The 19910-nt window shown below is 62.4% G+C and carries 20 protein-coding genes; 8 read left to right on the top strand and 12 right to left on the bottom strand.

Translation table 11 applies throughout. The annotated features are described in order from the left end of the window. Positions 1 to 193: 193 nt before the first annotated feature. Positions 194 to 1039, top strand: a complete 846-nt coding sequence (locus AAFO90_RS01250) for an alpha-1,2-fucosyltransferase (RefSeq protein ID WP_347508245.1) — start codon at positions 194 to 196, stop codon at positions 1037 to 1039. On the opposite strand, the gene AAFO90_RS01245 is transcribed toward AAFO90_RS01250, so the two are convergent. Next, complete coding sequence (locus AAFO90_RS01245) at positions 1040 to 1693, bottom strand: RluA family pseudouridine synthase (RefSeq protein WP_274835263.1); 654 nt, start codon at positions 1691 to 1693, stop codon at positions 1040 to 1042. Between the two features lie 108 nt (positions 1694 to 1801). On the opposite strand from AAFO90_RS01245, the gene AAFO90_RS01240 reads away from it, so the two are divergent. Both AAFO90_RS01240 and AAFO90_RS01235 read left to right on the top strand, forming a co-directional pair. Continuing rightward, positions 1802 to 2212 (top strand): nuclear transport factor 2 family protein, encoded by a 411-nt coding sequence (locus AAFO90_RS01240; RefSeq protein ID WP_347508244.1) that lies wholly within the window; start codon positions 1802 to 1804, stop codon positions 2210 to 2212. A 38-nt stretch (positions 2213 to 2250) separates the two neighbouring features. Further along, on the top strand, positions 2251 to 2967 hold the full coding sequence (locus AAFO90_RS01235) for an SGNH/GDSL hydrolase family protein (protein WP_347508243.1): 717 nt from the start codon (positions 2251 to 2253) through the stop codon (positions 2965 to 2967). Between the two features lies 1 nt (position 2968). Here AAFO90_RS01235 and rarD read toward each other — a convergent pair whose 3' ends face one another. The 10 genes from rarD to AAFO90_RS01185 all read right to left on the bottom strand — a co-directional run bounded on the left by rarD (position 2969) and on the right by AAFO90_RS01185 (position 14723). Continuing rightward, complete coding sequence (rarD, locus tag AAFO90_RS01230) at positions 2969 to 3886, bottom strand: EamA family transporter RarD (protein ID WP_065271839.1); 918 nt, start codon at positions 3884 to 3886, stop codon at positions 2969 to 2971. Between the two features lie 154 nt (positions 3887 to 4040). Then, positions 4041 to 6491 (bottom strand): FAD-dependent oxidoreductase, encoded by a 2451-nt coding sequence (locus tag AAFO90_RS01225; RefSeq protein ID WP_347508242.1) that lies wholly within the window; start codon positions 6489 to 6491, stop codon positions 4041 to 4043. 105 nt (positions 6492 to 6596) lie between these two features. Next, complete coding sequence (locus AAFO90_RS01220; RefSeq protein WP_347508241.1) at positions 6597 to 7622, bottom strand: helix-turn-helix domain-containing protein; 1026 nt, start codon at positions 7620 to 7622, stop codon at positions 6597 to 6599. Between the two features lie 37 nt (positions 7623 to 7659). Continuing rightward, the gene (locus AAFO90_RS01215) at positions 7660 to 10107 is read right to left on the bottom strand and encodes an FAD-dependent oxidoreductase (RefSeq protein ID WP_347508240.1); all 2448 of its coding nucleotides are present in this window, start codon (positions 10105 to 10107) and stop codon (positions 7660 to 7662) included. Positions 10108 to 10131: 24 nt separating this feature from the next. Then, complete coding sequence (locus AAFO90_RS01210) at positions 10132 to 10503, bottom strand: GFA family protein (RefSeq protein ID WP_347508239.1); 372 nt, start codon at positions 10501 to 10503, stop codon at positions 10132 to 10134. Further along, positions 10500 to 11129 (bottom strand): LysE family translocator, encoded by a 630-nt coding sequence (locus tag AAFO90_RS01205; protein WP_347508238.1) that lies wholly within the window; start codon positions 11127 to 11129, stop codon positions 10500 to 10502. The genes AAFO90_RS01210 and AAFO90_RS01205 overlap by 4 nt, the downstream gene beginning before the upstream one ends. Before the next feature lie 17 nt (positions 11130 to 11146). After that, positions 11147 to 11716 carry an XRE family transcriptional regulator gene (locus AAFO90_RS01200; RefSeq protein WP_347508237.1) on the bottom strand — a complete coding sequence of 190 codons (570 nt, stop codon included), beginning with the start codon at positions 11714 to 11716 and terminating at the stop codon, positions 11147 to 11149. A 99-nt stretch (positions 11717 to 11815) separates the two neighbouring features. Beyond that, complete coding sequence (locus tag AAFO90_RS01195; protein ID WP_347508236.1) at positions 11816 to 12268, bottom strand: GAF domain-containing protein; 453 nt, start codon at positions 12266 to 12268, stop codon at positions 11816 to 11818. Positions 12269 to 12341: 73 nt separating this feature from the next. Next, a complete protein-coding gene (locus AAFO90_RS01190) occupies positions 12342 to 13388 on the bottom strand; it encodes an alpha/beta hydrolase (protein ID WP_347508235.1) in 1047 nt (348 codons plus the stop codon). 162 nt (positions 13389 to 13550) lie between these two features. Further along, positions 13551 to 14723, bottom strand: coding sequence for an acetyl-CoA C-acyltransferase (locus AAFO90_RS01185; protein ID WP_065273626.1), 1173 nt, complete (start codon positions 14721 to 14723; stop codon positions 13551 to 13553). Positions 14724 to 14820: 97 nt separating this feature from the next. Here AAFO90_RS01185 and AAFO90_RS01180 point away from each other — a divergent pair, with 97 nt between their 5' ends. The 3 genes from AAFO90_RS01180 to AAFO90_RS01170 all read left to right on the top strand — a co-directional run bounded on the left by AAFO90_RS01180 (position 14821) and on the right by AAFO90_RS01170 (position 17663). Then, a complete protein-coding gene (locus tag AAFO90_RS01180) occupies positions 14821 to 15165 on the top strand; it encodes an STAS domain-containing protein (protein WP_065271849.1) in 345 nt (114 codons plus the stop codon). 36 nt (positions 15166 to 15201) lie between these two features. Beyond that, positions 15202 to 15639, top strand: coding sequence for an ATP-binding protein (locus AAFO90_RS01175; protein ID WP_065271850.1), 438 nt, complete (start codon positions 15202 to 15204; stop codon positions 15637 to 15639). Between the two features lie 446 nt (positions 15640 to 16085). After that, positions 16086 to 17663, top strand: coding sequence for a gamma-glutamyltransferase family protein (locus AAFO90_RS01170; protein ID WP_065273627.1), 1578 nt, complete (start codon positions 16086 to 16088; stop codon positions 17661 to 17663). A gap of 63 nt (positions 17664 to 17726) precedes the next feature. On the opposite strand, the gene hspQ is transcribed toward AAFO90_RS01170, so the two are convergent. Further along, complete coding sequence (gene hspQ / locus AAFO90_RS01165; protein WP_065271851.1) at positions 17727 to 18053, bottom strand: heat shock protein HspQ; 327 nt, start codon at positions 18051 to 18053, stop codon at positions 17727 to 17729. 85 nt (positions 18054 to 18138) lie between these two features. On the opposite strand from hspQ, the gene AAFO90_RS01160 reads away from it, so the two are divergent. Further along, positions 18139 to 19026, top strand: a complete 888-nt coding sequence (locus tag AAFO90_RS01160) for an AEC family transporter (RefSeq protein WP_347508234.1) — start codon at positions 18139 to 18141, stop codon at positions 19024 to 19026. Between the two features lie 56 nt (positions 19027 to 19082). After that, a complete protein-coding gene (locus AAFO90_RS01155) occupies positions 19083 to 19670 on the top strand; it encodes a lytic transglycosylase (protein ID WP_347508233.1) in 588 nt (195 codons plus the stop codon). Positions 19671 to 19910: the final 240 nt, after the last annotated feature.

The following is a 19910-nucleotide window of genomic DNA, read 5'->3' as shown; positions in this document are numbered from 1 at the left end:
CGGCGCCGCGCCTTGCGCGGCGCCGGGCCCAACGGGAGGCAGCCTTTCACCAAAAAGGCGAACGACGGGCGGGAGGACGCCCCATCGCCGGACCCAGATCGGATGATCCTGTCCCTATCGACCTTCCAATGTGACTGCGGCACCGATATGCAGGGGTATCGGATCCTCCCCTTTGCAAGGACAGACAGCCGCGATGATCACCGCCCGCCTGCACGGCCGCCTTGGCAATCAGATGTTTCAATACGCCGCCGCCCGCGCGCTGGCCGAGCGCCTTGGCGTGGCTGTCGCTCTCGATAGCCGCGAAGCGGTGCGGCGCGGCGAAGGCGTGTTGACCCGGGTCTTTGATCTCGATCTGACCGACCCCGCACCACTGCCGCCACTGAAAAAGGAAGCACCGCTGCGCTATGCCCTGTGGCGCGCCTTTGGCTCCGCTCCGACTTTCCGACGCGAACGCGGCCTTGGCTACAATCCCGGTTTCGCGACCTGGGGCGATGGCAGCTACCTGCATGGCTACTGGCAAAGCGAGAAATACTTTGCCGCGATCGCCGACCGCATCCGGGCCGATTTCAGCTTCCCGGAGTTCACCAACACGCAGAACGCCGACATGGCCGCCCGCATCCAAGGTAGCAATGCCATCTCACTGCACGTGCGGCGCGGCGATTACGTGGCGCTTGCCGCCCATGTGCTTTGCGATCAGGCCTATTACGAAGCCGCCCTCGCCCGCGTTCTGGAGGGGCTGGAGGGTGCGCCAACCGTATTTGTCTTCTCCGACGATCCGGACTGGGCCAAGGAAAACCTGCCCCTGCCCTGCGAAAAAGTGGTGGTGGATTTCAACGGCCCGGACACGGATTTCGAGGACATGCGGCTGATGACCCTGTGCCAGCACAATATCATCGCCAACAGTTCATTTTCCTGGTGGGCGGCCTGGCTGAACCAGAACCCGGAGAAACGCGTCACCGGTCCGGCGCAATGGTTCGGAGATCCGAAACTCCACAACCCAGATATCCTGCCGGATAGCTGGCACCGGATCGACGCCTGATCAGAAGGGTGCCTTGGCCCGGAACTTCATCGACTGTTCGCTATCGGGGTGTTTGATCCGCAGCTCTTCGGAATGCAGCATCATGCGGGGGAAATCCCGCGCCGCGCCTTCGGCATACAGCGGATCGCCCAGAATGGCGTGCCCCAGCGACAGCATATGCACCCGCAACTGGTGCGACCGGCCCGTCTTGGGCGTCAGCCGCACACGTGTCTCCCCGTCGCCGTATTTCATCACCCGCCAGTCGGTCACCGCAGGTTTACCCGTCTCATGGCAGACCATCTGGCGCGGACGGTTCGGCCAGTCGACGATCAACGGCAGATCCACCGTGCCCGCCTTCGGCTCCAGCCGCCCGGTGACGCGGGCCACATAGACCTTGCGGGTGCTGCGTTTCTCGAACTGCATCGACAGGTGCCGCTGCGCATGGGGCGTCAGCGCAAAGACCATCACCCCCGAGGTATCGCGGTCCAGCCGATGCACCAGCAGCGCCTCGGGAAAGGCAAGCTGCACCCGTGACAACAGGCAATCGGCGAGATGTTCACCCCGGCCCGGCACGCTCAGCAATCCCGCGGGTTTGTTCACCGCAAGGATCTGCGCATCATGGTGCAGGATCTCCAGCGGGTCCTGCGGCGGGGTGTAATCGCTCGATACCGTCATGGCCGCCTGCCTACTGCCTTGCTGCCGCCGGAGCAAGTTCCCGCCACGTCCGTCTTGCCCGGCCCGCCGCCGCAAGGGCAGGATCGCATCAACAAAGGGAGAGAGACCATGCATCCAACCATCACCCGCATGCAGGAGGTCGTCGCCAAGGGCGATGAGACGCTGATCGCAGAGCTGCTGTCCGAGGACGTGAAATTCCTGCCGCCCACCTATTGGAAAACCTGGACCGGCCGCGCGCCGGTGGCGGCGGTGCTGGGCCATGTGGGGCAAGTGTTCTCGGACTTCCGCTATCGCAGGATCATGGGAGAGGGCAACGACTGGGCGCTGGAATTCCAGTGCAAGATCGGCGAATTCGACGCCGTAGGGGTTGATCTGATCACCCTGGGTGATGACGGGCTGATTGAGGTCTTCGAGGTGGTGATGCGCCCCTATAAATCCGTCGGCGCCCTGCGCGATGCGATGAACGCCCGGGTGCAGACCGATGCGCGCTTCCTGAAATTCCGTGAGGCACTCAGCTGAAATCCCGGATATTAGAGCCACATATTGGCAGATAACCCATGATCGCAGCCGACCAGATCCTGCGCCTGCCGCTGCTCCCGCTGTTGATTGCGCAGGGGCTGCGCGTCCGGCGCAAGGCGTTGCGGCTGCCAGAGCCAGAGGGGGACCGACAGGGAACTGCGGGATCCGGTGCGCCGCTGCGGCTGCTGATTGCCGGGGACAGTTCCGCCGCCGGTGTGGGCGCCGCGCATCAGGATCAGGCGCTTGCCGGGCAACTGGTACAGCGGCTGGCACCCCGGTGGCAGGTTCACTGGCGCCTTGAGGCCACCACCGGGCATCGTACGGCAGATACGTTGCGGCGGCTGATGGCCCTGCCCACGCAGCCCTTTGACGTAGCCGTACTGGCGCTGGGGGTGAACGATGTGACCGGAGCCGTCCCACAAGGGCGGTTTGAACGGCAGCAACGCGATATGGCACGGCTTCTAACGGATCGCTTTGGCGTGCAAGAAATCCTCGTCTGCGGGGTGCCACAGATGGAGCATTTCCCCGCCCTGCCGCAGCCGCTTGCCTGGGCGCTGGGGAATCAGGCACGGCGGTTGGATCGCAGGCTTGCAGACCTCTCCGGGCAGATCGACGGGTTTCACCATCTGCCGTTTGAATTGCCCAGTGACCAGGCGCTGGCCGCCGAGGATGGCTATCACCCGAACCCGCACGCCTATGCGCTTTGGGCGGACCGGCTGGCGAAAGAGATCGAAAACCCCGTGATCAGAGCCTGAGTCAGGTAAGCTTCTGCACCTTCGGCTTGCGTCGCATCTGACGGATCAGGGGAATGGAATAGATCACCAGCGCCGCCCAGATCATCGGGAAGGCGATCATGCGGGCGTGGCCGAACTCCTCACCAAAGACAAAGACGGCGACCAGAAAGATCAGCGTCGGCGCGATATATTGCAGGATACCGATGGTCGATAGCCGCAGCAGCTTGGCACCATTGGCGTAGATGATCAGCGGCACCGCCGTCACCACGCCGCACCCCATCAGCAGCAGGCTTTGCCCCCAGCTGATGCCAAAGCTGCCCGTGCCCGTCGCGGTCAGATAGGACAGATAGGCCAGCGCGGGTACCGACAGGATCAGCACCTCCAGAAGGAACCCCTGATTGGGGCCGACCGGCAGCCATTTCTTGAAGAAGGCATAAAAGCCCCAGCTGAACGTCAGACCGACCGCAGCCCAAGGCAGGCTGCCGGTTTCCACGGTCAGAACCACAACCGCGGCCGCCGCCAAGGCGATCGCCAGCATCTGAGTGCGACTCGGCCGCTCCCCCAACAAAAGGGCGCCCAATGCGACACTAAACAAGGGGTTTATGTAATATCCAAGTGCTGCATCCAGCGCGTGATCGGTGGCGATGGACCAGACATAGATGCCCCAGTTCACCGAAATCAGCACCGCTGTGATGCAGGCCATCAGCAGGGTGCGCGGGCTGCGCAGGGCCGCGCGCAGATCGCCGGTGCGGCGCAGAACGATCAGCAGCGCCCCCGCCAAAGGCACCGACCAGATCACCCGATGGGCCACCACCTCGGCCGCCGGAATGTGCGACACCGCCTTCATGTAGAGCGGCAGGAACCCCCACAGCAGATAGGCCGTAATGGCAAAGGCCAGCCCCTGAGGGGTGTCGACGTTCTCGCGCGTATGGGTGGTCATGGCAGCTCTCCTACGCGGCCTTTATGGCAGCTTTGCAGGCGAAGGGAATGCCCAAAACGCACAGGAATTGATCACGAAACAGATCACGCCGCACCATCACCTGCATGGCTCGTCAGACCGGAATATGACAAATTAGCCCCTATTAGAGCCTGCTTCAGACCTTCACCCGCTCCGATTTCGGGTCATACATCGGTTTCAGCGAAGCCTCTGCCCGCACCCGGATGCCCATCACGTCGATCTCGTAGGACGAGGCCAGAACCTCGGCGGCGCTTTCCCCTTCACACGGCACATAGCCCATGCCGATGGCAGCCCCCAGCGTGTGCCCATAGGCGCCCGAGGAGACATAACCGACGATCTCTCCATCGCGCAGCAGGGGTTCGTTGTGATAAAGAAGCGGTTCAGGGTCAGTCAGGCGGAATTGAAGCATCCGGGCCTTTGGGCCGCTCTCCTTTCGCGCGGCAACGGCTGCCTTGCCGATGAAATCTAACTTGTTCAGATCCACTGCGAATCCCAGCCCCGCGTCGATCACGTGATCCTCACAGGTGATGTCATGGCCGAAGTGGCGAAAGCCCTTCTCGATCCGGCAGCTGTCCATCATATGCATGCCGCAGAGCTTCAGGTCCATGTCCCGCCCGGCATCCTGCAGCACCTCGAAAACGTGCCCTGCCATATCGGACGAAACATAGATCTCCCAACCGAGCTCACCGACATAGGACACCCGATGCGCACGGGCCAGCCCCATGCCGATCTCGATCTCCTGCGCGGTACCAAAAGGGTTCACCGCGTTTCTGAAATCATTGGGAGAGACCCTCTGCAGCAACTCGCGCGAGCGTGGCCCCATGACCGCCAGGACGCCCTCCCCCGCGGTTACATCGGTAATGGTCACGCGGTAATCCCCGACCAGCCGCCGCATGCGGGTCTCATCCGCCAGCCGGGTCAGCGCAGGCGTCACAACCAAGTATACAGTCTCTAACAGGCGTGTGACTGTCACATCCGCCTCGATTCCGCCACGCGCGTTCAGGAACTGGGTATAGACGATCTTGCCCACCGGGACGGACATATTCGCGCCGCAGATATGGTTCAGGAAGCTTTCCGCATCCGGTCCTTCCACACGGATTTTCCCGAAGGAGGACATATCGTACATGCCAACGTTTTCGCGCACCGCACGGTGTTCAGCGGCGGAGTTCTGAAACCAGTTCTGCCGCTTCCAGCTATAGCGGTATTCCCGTTCCTGCCCCGCCTCGGCAAACCAGTTGGCGCGCTCCCAGCCCGCCAGTTCGCCAAAGACCGCTCCCGCCTCAGTCAGTTGGTGATGGAAAGGAGAGCGCCGCACCCCGCGCGCGGTTGCCTTTTGCCGATAGGGGAAGTGATCGGCATAAAGCAGCCCCAGCGTTTCCTTGGAGCGTTCGAACAGGTAGTGTTTGTTACCCTGGAAGGGATGCATGCGGGTGATGTCCACATCGCCGAGGTCAAAGGGCTTTTCGCCATCCTGCATCCATTGCGCCAGCGCCATGCCCGCGCCGCCCGCCGACTGGATTCCGATGGAATTGAACCCCGCCGCGACCCAGACGTTGTCCATCTCGGGCGCCAGTCCCAGGTGATAGGCATCGTCGGGCGTAAAGCTTTCGGGCCCGTTGAAAAAGGTGTGAATCCCGGCATCGGCCAGCATCGGCATCCGGTTGCAGGCGGCCTCCAGGATGGGTTCGAAGTGGTCGAAATCCTCGGGCAGCTGGTCGAATTCGAAACTGTCGGGAATGCCCTTCATCCCCCAGGGTTTCGCCTTGGGTTCAAAGGCGCCCAGCATGATCTTGCCCGCGTCTTCCTTGTAATAGGCGCATTCATCCGGCACCCGCAGCACCGGCATCTGGCTGAGCCCCTTGATCGGTTCGGAAACGATGTAGAAGTGTTCGCAGGCGTGCAGCGGCACGTTGACGCCCGCCATGCGGCCCACTTCATGCCCCCACATCCCGGCACAGTTCACCACCATGTCACAGGCGATATGCCCCGTATCAGAGCCTGCATCGGACACCCAGTCCACTCCCGTCACCCGGCGTCCTTCGCGGGCAATGCCGGTGACCTTGATCCTCTCCTTAACCAGCGCACCGCGCTGGCGGGCACCCTTGGCCAGGGCGAGCGCGATATTGCCCGGATCCGCCTGACCGTCGGTCGGCAGCCAGACACCACCGGTGACGCCATCGAGGTTGATATGGTCGTAGCGCGCTTTCACTTCTGCCGGGGAGAGCTCCTCGACCGGCACGCCAAAGGCTCGCGCCATGGCGGCATTTCGGTACAGCTCCTCCAGCCGTTCATCGGTCAGCGCGACCGAGACAGACCCCACCTGCCGCATACCGGTGGCAACGCCGGTTTCTTCCTCCAGCCCAAGGTACAGATCGGCGGAATAGCGCGCCAGCTTCGTCATGTTGGAGGATGCCCGCAGCTGGCCGATCAGCCCGGCCGCATGCCATGTGGTGCCAGAGGTCAGCTGTTTGCGCTCCAGCAGGACCACATCCTGCCAGCCGAGTTTCGTCAGGTGATAGGCCACCGAACAGCCCACCACGCCGCCGCCGATGATGACCACGCGGGCCGACTTTGGAAGATCGCTCATCTCATGCTCTCCGAACCGATTTACGGATCAGAGTGGCACAGACTTGCGTCAGAAAATGCATCAAAAACGTCAAACGCGGGAATGTCTTATACCCGGCCCGTTTTTTCAAACCGGCCTTGGCGCCCCGGAATGCGCACTGTGGGCGGTTTCAGACACCGGGCGGGTGCGGCGCTGTTTGCGCAGGGCAAAGGGTGTGATTCCAAAGATGGATTTGTAGAGCGAGGAAAACCCGTTGGGAAACCCGCAGGCCAGGCCGATCTCACGCACGCTGAGCGTGGTGTTCAGCAGCAGGTTGTTCGCCTTACTTAGCCGCATTTCCCGATAAAACCCGTTTGGCGTGGTGCCGAAAAACGTCCGGAACTTGCGCTCTAGCGAGCGGTTGGACAGGCCCAGTTCGGTGACGATACTGCGGATCGGCATCGGCTCTTCGATATTGGCCTGCATCAGGCGGATGCAATCGTCCAGATCCCGGTCGCCCGATGTGGTCGGCGCATGACCCGCAAAAGGTTGCAGCGAGGCGAAATCGCGGATGTGGTCGTGCAGCAGGATATTGGCCACCGTGACCTGCGCCGCCGCCGAGGTCAGCTGCCCGACCAGGGCCAGAACCACATCGGTGGTGGCGCCCATGCCGGCACAGGTCACCACCGGACCGTCCTGACGGGCCAACGCATGGGCACCAAGATCCAGCCCAAGCTGTTCGCGCAGCAGGTCCGAGTTCTCCCAATGGGTGGTGTGCGCCCCCGCCCCGCCGGACTGGCTGCGGATATGGCGGGCGGCGGCTTCGGCCAGCAGATAGACCTGCGCGCCGCGGCTGGTGTAGCTCTGGACCACCCGGCCCAGCGACAGGCCCGGATGCGCCGGATCGGAATTGCCAAGGACAAAGGCAAAATCGGCCTCTGGCTTTGCGGCGAAACACTGGGTGTCGACGCTCAGCCCTGACCGGCAGGTGATCTGCCCGCCAGAGGCAGAGCGCACCGTCCAGTCGAACAGAGGGCGCGCCAGCACCCGGTTGGCAATGCGCAGCGTGTCGGTGACTGCGGCCATTTCCGTCAGTACGAACCCATCGCAGACCAGAATGTCGAAATGCCAGCCTTGCGATGGTCCTTTCTGCTCTGAAACCTTCCGATCCATTCCGCGCCCCCTCGTTCAACCAAGGCGCGCTGCGGCCCTAGGCCCGCAGGCGCGCGTTTTCCGGATCCCAGAGCGGTTCATCCTTCTGGACCACGGCCCGGTGCATCTGGCCGTAAATCTCCACCTCCAACTCGGTGCCGGGCGTGGCCAGATCACTGCGCACCATGCCCAGCGCGACAGAAGCGCCGACGCGGTATCCCCAATCGCCCGAGGTGGTCTCGCCCACGATCTCGCCATCCTTCCAGATGCAGGACATATAGGGCGCGTCCGCCTCACCCGCCTCGACAATCAGCGTGACAAACCGTTTGGCCGGGCCATCCTGCGCCTCTGCCGCCAGTACCGCCTTGCCGGGGAAATCATGCGGCTTGTTCAGTCGAATGAACCGGTCGAGGCCCCCTTCGATGACCGAATAGTCAGTGGATAGGTCACCCTTCCACGCGCGATACCCCTTCTCGATCCGCAGGGAATTCAGCGCGTACATGCCAAAGGGTTTCGCGCCTGCCGCCAGAACTGCCTCATAAAGCGCGGGAATATCCTCTGGCGCGGCGTGGATTTCCCAGCCCAGCTCCCCGGCAAAGGACACGCGCGCCAACCCGCAGTCGCGCCCGACAATCCGCGCGGTCTGCACTGACAGCCACGGCAGCGAAAGGTCGGCTTCGGTCCCGATGGCGGTGAAGATCTCGCGCGCGGCGGGGCCAGTGACGATCAGGGTCGAGAAATCTTTCGTCCGGTCGCTGAGGGTGATCCATTCCGGCAGGTCATGGGCGAGCACATCGTAATCGTGCCATTGCGCCGTGGCGGCGGTGATCAGCATGTAGTGATCCTCGCCGTGCCACATCACGCTCATCTCGGTCAGGATACGGCCACGGGTATCGGTGAAATAGGCCAGCCCCATACGCCCCGGTCCGGGCAGACCGCCGGTGATCTTGCCGAGCAGCCAGTCGCGCGCGCCGGGACCCTTGACCTCGAACCGGGAAAATCCGGGCAGATCGAGCACACCACAATGATCGCGCACCGCCTCGCATTCCTCGCGGATGCGCGCCTCCCAGGGACCGGAACGGCCCCAGGTCCGAGTGGCTTCCTCGGAGGTGTCATCGTCGTCTTTCGCGAACCAGTTGGCACGCTCCCAGCCGTTATAGGCGCCCATCTGACCGCCCAGCGCCTTGACCCTGTCATGAACCGGCGACAGTTTCCGGTCGCGTCCGGCAGGCCATTCGTGGCGGGGGAAGTGCATGGCGTATTCGTTGCCATAGACCTCCATCCCCTTGTCGACGCAGTACTGGTGGTCGGTGTAATCGGTGTAGCGGCGCGGATCGCAGGACCACATGTCCCATTCGGTCTGCCCATCGACAATCCATTCCGCCAGCACCTTGCCCGCGCCGCCGCCCTGCGCGATGCCAAAGGTAAAGACGCAGGCCTCGAAGGCGTTCTTCACGCCCGGCATGGGGCCAAGCAGCGGCAGCCCGTCCGGCGCATAGGGGATCGGCCCGTTGATTACGCGGGACACGCCCGAGGTCGCCAGCGCAGGCACCCGCTCCATGGCGTCGGTGACGATTTCCTCGATCCGGTCCAAATCGTCGTTCCACAGCTGAAAGGAGAAATCCTCGGGCATGGGATCGGCGTCGGTATCCCAATGGGCGCGGCAGTTCGGCTCATAGGGGCCAAGGTTGAAACCATGTTTTTCCTGCCGCAGGTAGTAGGACACATCCACATCGCGCAGGAGCGGCAGTTTCTTACCGGTCTCCTTGGTATGGGCATCGATCTCGGGGATTTCCTCGGACAGGAGGTACTGGTGGCTCATCACCATCATCGGCACGGTGCGCCCGCCGTAGGGTTTGAACCATTCCCCCACCCGCTGCGCGTAATAGCCGGCCGCATTCACCACGTAATCGCAAGCGATGTCGCCCTTGTCGGTGTGAACGATCCAGCCATCAGCGGTTTGCGTAACGCCGGTTGCCGGACAGAAGCGCAGGATCTTGGCGCCCAGATCACGCGCGCCCTTGGCCAGGGCCTGCGTCACCTGCGCCGGGTCGATGTCGCCGTCATTGGGATCATACAGAGCGCCCGCCAAATCATGCGTTTCAAGGAAGGGATAGCGCGCCTTGGCCTCTTCCGGGGTCAGGATCTCCATCCCCATCCCCTGATAGCGGCCCATGGCGGCAGCACGCTCGAACTCCTGCATCCGCTCCTTGGTGTGCGCCAGACGGATTGATCCGGTCTGGTGATAGTTCATTGGGTAGTCGACCTCATCGCCCAGACGTGCGTACAACTCGGTCGAGTAGCGCTGCATGTTCATGATCGACCAGGAGGTCGAAAAGGTCGGCACATTGCCCGCCGCGTGCCAGGTCGATCCCGCCGTCAGCTCATTCTTTTCCAGCAGCACGCAATCGCTCCAGCCGCGTTTGGCCAGATGATACAGGGACGAGCAGCCGACAACGCCGCCGCCAATGATGACCACGCGGGCCTTTGATGGAAAATCAGACATATCCGCTCCCTGTTGCTGCGGGTGTTATGGTTTCTGCGGCAGCCCGTCGGCGATCTCGTAGTAATCGCCCTTGCTGGCGCAAAAGATGTGCTTTTCGATCTTCAGCCCGCTGGGGTCCTCGACCGCGCCAAGGGCAAAGCTGATCGTGTCCTCGTCGTTGGCCTTCCAGAACAGAAAGGAGCCACAGCGCGCGCAAAAGCCCCGTTCGGCGCCCACGCTGGCCGCGTACCAGCTGACCGGGCCGTGAAGGATCAACTCGGTTTCCGGCACATAGGCCGAGGCCCAGACACCGCCCGATTGCTTGCGGCACTGGCTGCAATGGCACATCGACGGTCCTTGCGGCGCGGCGGCGGTTTGAAAGCGGATATCACCGCACAGGCAGGCTCCTCGGATCATTGCACGCCCTCCAACTGCGGTGTGCTGCTGGCCCCCAGTAGCACGCCATAGACGATGAAGCAGACCGCCAGCAGGCGGCGGATCCAGACGTTGAACACCGCCTTCAGCGCCGCCTTGCCCATCAACACACCCAATAGGGTGAACCCCGTATAGCTGAGCGTCGTCAGCACCAGTGCCGTGGGCATGATCACCGACATCTGCTCCCAGATCGGCACACCGGGCTGCACGAACTGGGAAAAGGCGGCAAGGTATCCGGCAACGCTTTTGGGGTTGATCGTGGCGACCGCCAGCGCGTGCAGGTAAACATGGCGTGCCGGGCGTTCCACTGCGGGCGTAGGGCGCGTTGCGTTGATCCAACCACGCACGCCAAGAAAGATAAGAAAGCCCGCCCCGATTACCTTGGCCACGAAGAACCCGGTGGGCGAGGCCGCGATCAGCGCCGTCACCCCCAGCGCCGACAGGATCAGAAAGGCGCTGGCCTGCGTCAGGATCGCCAGCACCCCCAGCATCGCCTTGGGCAGGCCCAGCGTCATCCCGTTCGAAATGCAATTCACTGCATTGGGACCGGGCATGGTGACAAAGACCACCCAGAACAGGGCAAACAGGGTCCAGGCTTCAAAACTCATCAGTCATATCTCATGCTTTAATAAACGGGCGGGGCAATGACCCAGACCGCCACGGCGGGCGTGTCATATGGGTTGGCCCATTGGTAGGGTTCGTGACGAATGCGGAAACTGTCGCCGGGACCGACGGTAAAGGCATGCCCGCCGATCACCAGATCCAGCTGCCCCGAAATCATGTAACCAACCTCTTGAGTGGGGCGGTTGGCCGGGGTCTGCATGCGGGATTGCGGCGCAAAGGTGGAATGCACCATCTCAAAATCATCGGTCAGGTCCGGCGACAGCAGCTCCTCGATCAGACCTTCTTCGCCCGATCCCATGGGGCGGCGGGCACCTGCACGCACCACATAGCCCTGTTCGTCCGCAGGCACGTTGGAATGGGCAAACAGCATGGACATGGGCACGCCCAGACATTGTGCGATCTGGCGGAGGTCCGAAATCGACGGTTCGGACAGGTCCCGCTCAACCTGGCTGAGCCAGCCCACCGACCGGTTCAGCCGCGCCGCGATATCGGACAGCGTTAGCCCGCGCGCCTTGCGCAGGGCGCGGATATCCGCGCCAAGGGTAGCTGTCTGCGGGGATAGATCACTCAATGCCGGTTCCGCTTCGTGAAAAAATAAATCTCTTTTTCACGCTGCCTCACATTGCGTGAAATTTCAAAGCATTTTTTCACGAAACCCGCAGAAAGCCTGTCAGGCGGCAAAGACCTGTTTGAGGATGGCGCCCAGCTGATCCGCATCTTCCTGGGTGAAGGCATCGGGCTGGTCGCTGTCGATGTCAAAGACGCCGATTACCTCGTCCGCCTTGTTCCAGACAGGCAGCACCAGTTCAGACCGAGTGGAGGAGGCACAGGCGATATGGCCGGGGAAGGCCTCGACATCCGGCACCAGCTGCACGTCTCCGCTGCGCGCCGCCGCGCCGCAAACGCCGCGCGAGAACGGGATCTGCAGACAGCCGTGTCCGCCCTGATAGGGGCCGATTTTCAGCAGCTCGGGCGCCACCACGCGATAAAACCCGGTCCAGTCGAACCGGTCATCGCTGTGATGCACCTCGCAGGCGACGGTGGCCATCAGGGCGACCTCATCGGTTTCGCCCTCTGTCAGGGCGGCGATGGTCTTTGCCAAAGTGGTGTAATCGAGGCTCATCTGGTCGGCTCCCGGGTCGGTCTGTTCTGGTGCTGCTGTATCCCGCGCGGGCGCAGCCGACGCAAGGCCCCCTTCACGCGGCGGTGTTCAGCGCGCCCCGCAACCACTCTGCGGCATCGGATATGGCTTCATCCGCCTGCGGGATCACCTTGGTCAGGTTCAGGAAGCCGTGGATCTGCCCCGGATACTGCTTCACCGTGACGGGCACGCCTGCCTGCTCCAGCGCTGCCGCATAGGATAGGCCATCGTCCCACAGTGGATCATGCCCCGCCACCAGCACGAATCCCTGCGGCTGCCCGGCCAGATGGGTCGACATCAGCGGCGATATCTCGGGCGCCAGACGGTCCTGACCTTGGGGAATATACTGATCCATGTACCACTGCATCCGCGGCAGCGACAGCAGCGGGTGATCCTGCAAGGCCTGCACCGAGGCCGAGGTGAGCCGCGCATCCACAGCCGGATAGATCAAGAGCTGCGCCCGGGGCAGAGGTTTGCCAGCTTCCGACAGGCTGTGCATCAGGCTGGCCGTCAGATTCGCCCCCGCGCTGTCGCCCCCGACAGCAATGCCCGCCGGATCGATGCCAAGATCCTCCGCCCGCTCTAGCAAGGCCAGATAGGAGGCCAGCACATCCTGCGCCGCCGCCGGAAAGGGATGTTCCGGTGCCAAACGGTAGCTGACTGAAACAACCCGCACTCCGGCCCGCACCGCCAGTTTTGCACACAGCGCATCATGCGTATCGATACTGCCCTGTATCCAACCACCACCATGCAGGTAGATCAGCGTCGGAAGGCTTTGCGCCCCGTCGCATCCGCCGGGGACATAGACACGCGCAGGCCGGGGACCATCGCCGCCCGGCAGGGTCATGTCGTTGCGCGTAACCGGCTCCCGGCATGGGGCATCGAATTTTTCCACGAAACCGGCGAGTTGCACTCGGCTTTCCTTGACCGTGGGCTGGACTGCGGGATCGCGCACCAGACCAACCAGATCCGCAACCGCCTGCGTCTTGGGATCGGCCCGCCGTCCATCGACCACGGGCAAGGCCCCACCATAAAGCAGGCGCACCGCGCTCTCGGGCAGCAGCACCCGCAGCAAGGCCCAGATCAACTTCACTTTCTTCATTGGAAATCCCCCGCACTGAAATCACCTGCACCCCGCCAGAATTCACGGCGTAGACAGGGCTACTCTGCGGAGGAGAGGGCAACCGCGCAAGCCACGGCAGGCTGCAGGCACATAAAAGGGCAGAGAGATCGCCCCCTCTGCCCTGCAGTCACTGATCCGCGATTAGACCCGTTCGATAGCGATGGCGGTGCCTTCGCCGCCACCGATGCAGATCGCCGCAACACCGCGTTTCAGCCCGCGTTTCTCCAGCGCGTTCAGCAGCGTCACCATGATCCGCGCACCGGAGGCACCGATCGGGTGACCCAGCGCGCAGGCGCCGCCGTTCACATTCACCTTGTCGCGGGAAATGCCCAGCTCGTGCATGAAGGCCATGGGCACGACCGCAAAAGCCTCGTTCACTTCCCACAGATCCACATCCTCGACCGACCAGCCGATCTGTTTCAGCAGTTTCTGGGCCGCCGGAACCGGTGCGGTGGTGAACCATCCTGGTGCCTGCGCGTGGCTGGCGTGGCCCATGATCCGCGCCCGCACCGTCAGACCCTTGGCTTCTGCCGCCTCTTCCGAGGCCAGCACCAGCGCCGCCGCCCCGTCCGAAATCGACGAGGCATTTGCTGCGGTCACAGTGCCATCCTTGCGGAAGGCCGGTTTCAGGTTCGGAATCTTTTCCGGGCGGGCCGACTGAGGTTGCTCATCGGTGGTGATGACCTGTTCACCGCTGCGGGTATGCAGCGTGACCGAGGTGATCTCATCCGCAAAAGCACCGGTGCGTTCGGCGTCGAGCGCGTTCGACAACGAGGCCAGCGCGTATTGATCCTGCGCTTCGCGGGTGAACTGGAACTTCTCGGCGCAATCCTCGGCGAAGGTGCCCATCAGGCGCCCCTTGTCATAGGCATCCTCCAGACCATCGAGGAACATGTGGTCAATGACCTGCCCGTGACCGATCCGCGCACCCCCGCGCATCTTGGGCAACAGATAGGGCGCATTGCTCATGCTCTCCATACCGCCCGCGATCATCGTGTCGGTGTGGCCAAGAGCGATCTGATCAAAGGCAATCATCGCCGCCTTCATGCCCGATCCGCACATCTTGTTGAGCGTCGTGGCCGGGACCTCTTCGCCCAGACCGCCTGCAAAACCAGCTTGCCGCGCGGGCGCCTGCCCCTGCCCCGCGGGCAGAACGCAGCCCATCAGAACCTCATCGACGGTGTCGGTTCCGGCCCCGGCGAGCGCTGCCTTTATCGCGGCGCCACCCAGTTCGGCAGCAGTCACGCCATCGAAAACGCCCTGGAACCCACCCATGGGGGTGCGCGCCGCTCCGGCAATTACAACGTGTTTCATGAAATTTTCCTCCAATCGTCGAAATTATCCATACAGAATGCTAAGGTTTGAGGTCTAGAGTCAGTGTGAAGTACAGAGAGACCCTCGGGGAACAAACATGAGCTTATCCAGTACGGTAACGGACGGTGCGCAGATCGTCACAGTGAATGCGGAGCGGATCGACGCGGCCATCGCGATTCGGTTCAAGGAAGACATGCGCTCCGCCACCGAAAGCGGACCCGACCGCGTGATCCTGGACCTGTCCGAGGTCCAGTTCATCGATTCCAGCGGTCTTGGCGCCATTGTCGCAGCCATGAAACAGCTTGGCAGCGGTCGCCGCCTTGATCTGGCTGGCCCGACCCCGATGGTGGAAAAGGTTTTCCGCCTCACCCGGATGGACACGATTTTCGATCTATATGGCTCGCTGACCGAAGCGATGTCTGAACCCAAAGTCGGCACGTGATTCCGTATATGATCCTCCGCGCAAAGCGAGAAACGAATGGTTGAAACCTTTGCCTGCTCGTTCACGGCAACAGAGCTTGATGCCCGGTCCGGCATTACGCAGGTTGTGAAACGGCTGCGCGGACTGGGCATCCCCGAGTTGCGGGTCGATGAAGTCCAGATCGCGCTGGCCGAAGCCGTGAACAATGTGGTCGAGCACGCTTATGCGGGCAAGACCCCGGGAGACGTGCGGATCCGCTGTTCCCTGGAACCTGAGCGTCTGTGGATCAATATCACCGATGCCGGAGCCCCCTTCCCCGAAGGCGAACTGCCCGAAGGCAAGCCGGCAAATCTGGATGTGGCGCCGGAAGATCTCCCCGAAGGTGGCTTTGGCTGGTTTCTGATCCGGGAGCTGACAAGCGACATCCACTATGAACGCAGCGCCGGCAACAACCAGCTGTCCTTGTGTTTCGAAATTCAGGTGACCCGGGCCTGATCCCCGTTACCTGCCCCCTGTTTTGATCTGGTACCGACCTGTCGCTGTACCAGCCGCAGAGCTTTTATTGCTCCAAACCCATGTTTTCTAAAGCGTCCTGCCAATAGCACGCCGAGTGCGCCGAAGGGGTGGCTCCGGACTTCGCCGCAATTGCGCCACATAATCACCCCTAAATCGCCTGAAAAATGTGCTTTCTGTTACATCAGAAGCTTTTGATAGCTGTCCCCGGCGCTACGTTCCACTGCCCCCATCGTGCATGTTGCGCCGGGGAACATCCTCTCCCCTTCCACTGCATGCATGGAAATCTCGGCCACGGTTTTGCACCGCTACCGGAAATGGCCGTCTTTTGATGCGCTGAAGGCAATGCGACAAGCATGGATGCCTTTCGCATTGCCTTCGGCGGCGAAGCCACTAGTGTTTCGCTGCTATTCAAGAGGGAGAGGCATATGCGCGATTTTCAACAACCCGGACGCTCTGCGGTCTTTGCACAGAACGGTATCTGCGCCACATCGCACCCCCTTGCGGCCGGTGCCGCCATCGACATTCTGAAACGCGGCGGCAACGCCATGGATGCGGCCATCGCTGGGGCGGTTCTGCTCGGCATTTGCGAGCCGCAGATGACCGGGATCGGTGGCGATTGCTTTGTGCTTTATACCCGTCCTGGCAGCGATGAAATTCACGCGCTGAACGGGTCCGGCCGGGCACCTGCCGCCGCCAATGCCGCAGATCTGCGCGCCGAAGGGCTGAGCGCCGTGCCGCTGCGCAGCCCGCATGCGGTCACCGTGCCGGGCGCCATCGACGCCTTTTGCCACCTGTCGCAGACCGAAGGCAAACTGGGCCTTGATGCGATCCTGTCCCCCGCAATCCACTATGCCGAAACCGGCGTTCCGGTAGCGCCGCGTGTTGCCTTTGACTGGGCCAATGACGCGGACACCCTGCAGGGCGCGGCCCGCGACAGCTATCTTATCGGGGGCAAGGTCCCGACCGTTGGGCAGATCTTCCGCGCCCCGGGCCAGGCCGAAGTTCTGCGCCGGATCGCCAAGGACGGTCGCGATGCCTTTTACACCGGTGAAATCGCCGAAGACATGGTTGCCGCGCTCAACGCGCTTGGCGGCGTGCACACGGTTGATGATTTCGCCGCTACCGCCTGCATGTCGGTGACGCCGGTTTCCGGCGATTACAAAGGCACCGATCTGGTCGAGCATCCGCCGAACGGTCAGGGCGCGACCGCCATCCTGATGCTGAATATCCTGAAACATTTCGACATCGCGGGCATGGACCCCTTTGGCGCCGAACGCGCCCATATCGAGGCCGAAGCCGCCAAGCTGGCCTATGATGCCCGCAACCGCTTCATCGCCGATGCCGATCATACCACCCGGCTGGACCACATGCTGGCGCCCGAAACCGCGGCCAAACTGGCCGCGCTGATCGATCCCAAACGCGCCATGGCCGCCGCCGCCCCGCTGAGCGAGGCCGTGCACAAGGATACGATCTATATCACCGTGGTCGATAAGGACCGCATGGCCGTGTCGCTGATCTACTCGATCTTCCATGGCTTTGGCTCGGGCATCGCCTCGGACAAATTCGGCATCCTGCTGCAGAACCGCGGCGCCGGTTTCACTCTGGAAGAAGGCCATGCCAACGAATTGGGCGGTGGCAAACGGCCGATGCATACCATCATCCCCGGCATGCTGCGCCAGAACGGGCGCGTTACGATGCCTTTCGGGGTGATGGGCGGCGCTTACCAGCCGAACGGCCACGCGCGTTTCGTCTCCAACCTCACCGATTTCGGCATGGAGCCGCAAGCTGCCATGGACGCACCGCGCAGTTTCTCGGACGCAGGTGTCATGAAGGTCGAGCGGGGATATTCCGACAAGGTCCGCCAGGAGCTGACCGAGATGGGCCACAAGGTGGAGATCCCCGAGACCGCGATTGGCGGCTCGCAGGGCATTCGCATCCACGATGGCGATCTGCTGGAAGGCGCCAGCGATCCGCGTAAGGATGGCTGCGCGCTCGGCTACTGATCCGGCATCACCGGTGCTTCGCTGCGGCAAAGGCGCAGCGGGGCACCGGACGCGATCCGGCGATCAGTTCAGCTGGTATTGCAGGGAATAGGCCGCACCGTCGAATTTTCCGAACATTTCCGACAGATCCGGATGGCTGATCGGTTCGCCGGAATAATCGGCAACCAAATTCTGCTCGGACACATAGGCCACGTAATAGGTCTGATCGTTTTCGGCCAGCAGATGATAGAAGGGTTGATCCTTCACCGGCCTGCTTTCTTCGGGAATGGATTCGTACCATTCCTCGGTATTTGCAAAGGCTGGATCGACGTCAAACACCACCCCGCGGAAGGGATGCTTCCGGTGGCGGACGACCTGGCCCAGGTTATATTTTGCGCGCGTTCTCAACATGGTCTTGCTGCCCCCGTCTTTTGTTACTAACGCGGATGCGCGGCAGATGTCCAACTCTTGAGGCAAATTTTCGAGGAAACAGACTGTGAACCTTGCTCTGACAGTGCTTGAAATCGTGGCCCCCGTCTTCCTGCTTGCAGGGGTCGGGTTCGTCTGGGTGCGGCTTGGATTTGAGTATCGGATTCAATTTGTTACCCGTCTGGCGATGACGCTGGCCGTGCCCTGTCTGATCTTCACGGCACTGATGAAAACAGAGCTGGACAAGGCCGAGATTGGCTGGTTCGTACTGGCGGCCCTTGCCGGGCATGCGCTGCTGGCATTGGCAGGCGCAGCACTGGTGCGCGTGATGCAGCTGGAGCGGCGCAGCTATCTGGCGCCCTTCATTTTCGGCAATACCGGCAACCTTGGCATTCCGCTGTCGCTCTTTGCCTTTGGCGAGGCGGGGCTTGGCTATGCGGTGGCGATGCTCGCGGTCTCTGCGGCGCTGTCCTTCACCTTTGGCATCTATCTGGTCGCCGGTGAAGGCGGCGGCAGCAAGGCGCTGCGTGAACCGATGGTCTGGGCCACGCTGCTGGGCGCGCTCTTTCTGTGGCAGGGCTGGCAAACGCCGCAATTCCTGACCAATGCGCTGGATCTGATCGGGCAAATGGCGATCCCGCTGATGCTGATCACACTTGGCGTCGCGGTGGCGCGGCTGACACCGGGCAAGACCAGCCTTGCCGTGCTGCTGTCGCTGATCAAGGTCGCGCTCAGCGCAGCCATCGGCTGGGGGGTGGGATTGGCGTTCGGGCTCGATTACACGGCGTTTGGTGTTCTGGTACTGCAGCTGGCGACACCGGTGGCGGTAACCTCTTATCTGCTGGCCGAAAAATTCGAAGCCGATGCACAGGCGGTTGCCGGCATGGTGGTGGTCTCCACGCTGATGTCCGTCGCAGCTCTGCCGCTGCTGCTGTCCCTGCTTCTGGAAATGTGATTTCCTCCAAAGGCGCAATTCGCTACACTGCCGCCAAAATAAAAAAGGCATAGGCAATGAGCAGAATCATCGTCGCCCTGATCCTCCTGTTGGCGGTTGCCTCCTGTGGGGGTGGGTACAAGTCCCCGCCGCGCAATCTTGATAATGCCTGCAGCATTATCAAACAGCGGCCAAGTTATCTGAAAGCCTTCCGCGCGGCCGAGCGGCGCTGGGGCGTGCCGGTGCACGTGCAGATGGCCACGATCTATCACGAAAGCCGTTTTGACGGCGATGCACGCACGCCGCACAAATATCTTCTGGGCGTCATCCCGATGGGCCGTCAGTCCAGCGCCTATGGCTACAGCCAGGCTCTGGACGGAACCTGGGACGATTACCGGCGCGACACCGGGCGCCGTCGGGCCAAGCGCGACCGGATCAAGGATGCTGCGGATTTCATGGGCTGGTACATGAACAAGAGCCGCGAAAAGAACGGCATCGCGCTTTATGATGCGCGCAATCAGTACCTCGCCTATCACGAAGGGCACCGCGGCTATGCCCGCGGCAGCTATCGTGCGAAATCCTGGCTGATGCGGGTGGCGAGCAAGGTCGAATCCCGGGCGAGGATGTATCAGACGCAGCTGGCCACCTGCCGCAAGTTCCGCTGAACTTCCGGCTACGTGTCACGACGAATTGGTTTCCCTCCGGTCTACCGTAGGGAAACGCTTTCGGGGCACTCCCGCCTGTCTCAGACCCTTCTGTGAAGGGTCCTCTCCCGTTGGGCCCGGCACCGCCTGACGGCGGTGCGGCCCACGCCGCTAGCTACCGCTTTGCGCTTAGATCCCAGATATAACCGCGCGCGCCACGCCCCAGCGTGGCGCCCGGCCCAACGCTGCCAAGGGGATCGG

Origin of the sequence: Phaeobacter sp. CAU 1743 (genome assembly GCF_039839315.1) — a bacterium.
Classification (GTDB): Bacteria; Pseudomonadota; Alphaproteobacteria; order Rhodobacterales; family Rhodobacteraceae; genus Phycobacter; species Phycobacter gallaeciensis_A.
Note: the sequence above shows the minus strand (reverse complement) of the source record. Positions and strands in the feature narration are given on the sequence as shown.

Bases quoted from the DNA above. Each gene is read 5' to 3' on its own strand.
- hspQ (WP_065271851.1), bottom strand. From the start codon at position 18,053: ATGTTGAGAACGCGCGCAAAATATAACCTGGGCCAGGTCGTCCGCCAC.
- AAFO90_RS01240 (WP_347508244.1), top strand. From the start codon at position 1,802: ATGCATCCAACCATCACCCGCATGCAGGAGGTCGTCGCCAAGGGCGAT.
- AAFO90_RS01235 (WP_347508243.1), top strand. From the start codon at position 2,251: ATGATCGCAGCCGACCAGATCCTGCGCCTGCCGCTGCTCCCGCTGTTG.
- AAFO90_RS01180 (WP_065271849.1), top strand. From the start codon at position 14,821: ATGAGCTTATCCAGTACGGTAACGGACGGTGCGCAGATCGTCACAGTG.
- AAFO90_RS01155 (WP_347508233.1), top strand. From the start codon at position 19,083: ATGAGCAGAATCATCGTCGCCCTGATCCTCCTGTTGGCGGTTGCCTCC.
- AAFO90_RS01210 (WP_347508239.1), bottom strand. From the start codon at position 10,503: ATGATCCGAGGAGCCTGCCTGTGCGGTGATATCCGCTTTCAAACCGCC.
- AAFO90_RS01170 (WP_065273627.1), top strand. From the start codon at position 16,086: ATGCGCGATTTTCAACAACCCGGACGCTCTGCGGTCTTTGCACAGAAC.
- AAFO90_RS01195 (WP_347508236.1), bottom strand. From the start codon at position 12,268: ATGAGCCTCGATTACACCACTTTGGCAAAGACCATCGCCGCCCTGACA.
- AAFO90_RS01225 (WP_347508242.1), bottom strand. From the start codon at position 6,491: ATGAGCGATCTTCCAAAGTCGGCCCGCGTGGTCATCATCGGCGGCGGC.
- AAFO90_RS01215 (WP_347508240.1), bottom strand. From the start codon at position 10,107: ATGTCTGATTTTCCATCAAAGGCCCGCGTGGTCATCATTGGCGGCGGC.
- AAFO90_RS01185 (WP_065273626.1), bottom strand. From the start codon at position 14,723: ATGAAACACGTTGTAATTGCCGGAGCGGCGCGCACCCCCATGGGTGGG.
- AAFO90_RS01190 (WP_347508235.1), bottom strand. From the start codon at position 13,388: ATGAAGAAAGTGAAGTTGATCTGGGCCTTGCTGCGGGTGCTGCTGCCC.
- AAFO90_RS01245 (WP_274835263.1), bottom strand. From the start codon at position 1,693: ATGACGGTATCGAGCGATTACACCCCGCCGCAGGACCCGCTGGAGATC.
- rarD (WP_065271839.1), bottom strand. From the start codon at position 3,886: ATGACCACCCATACGCGCGAGAACGTCGACACCCCTCAGGGGCTGGCC.
- AAFO90_RS01175 (WP_065271850.1), top strand. From the start codon at position 15,202: ATGGTTGAAACCTTTGCCTGCTCGTTCACGGCAACAGAGCTTGATGCC.
- AAFO90_RS01205 (WP_347508238.1), bottom strand. From the start codon at position 11,129: ATGAGTTTTGAAGCCTGGACCCTGTTTGCCCTGTTCTGGGTGGTCTTT.
- AAFO90_RS01220 (WP_347508241.1), bottom strand. From the start codon at position 7,622: ATGGATCGGAAGGTTTCAGAGCAGAAAGGACCATCGCAAGGCTGGCAT.
- AAFO90_RS01250 (WP_347508245.1), top strand. From the start codon at position 194: ATGATCACCGCCCGCCTGCACGGCCGCCTTGGCAATCAGATGTTTCAA.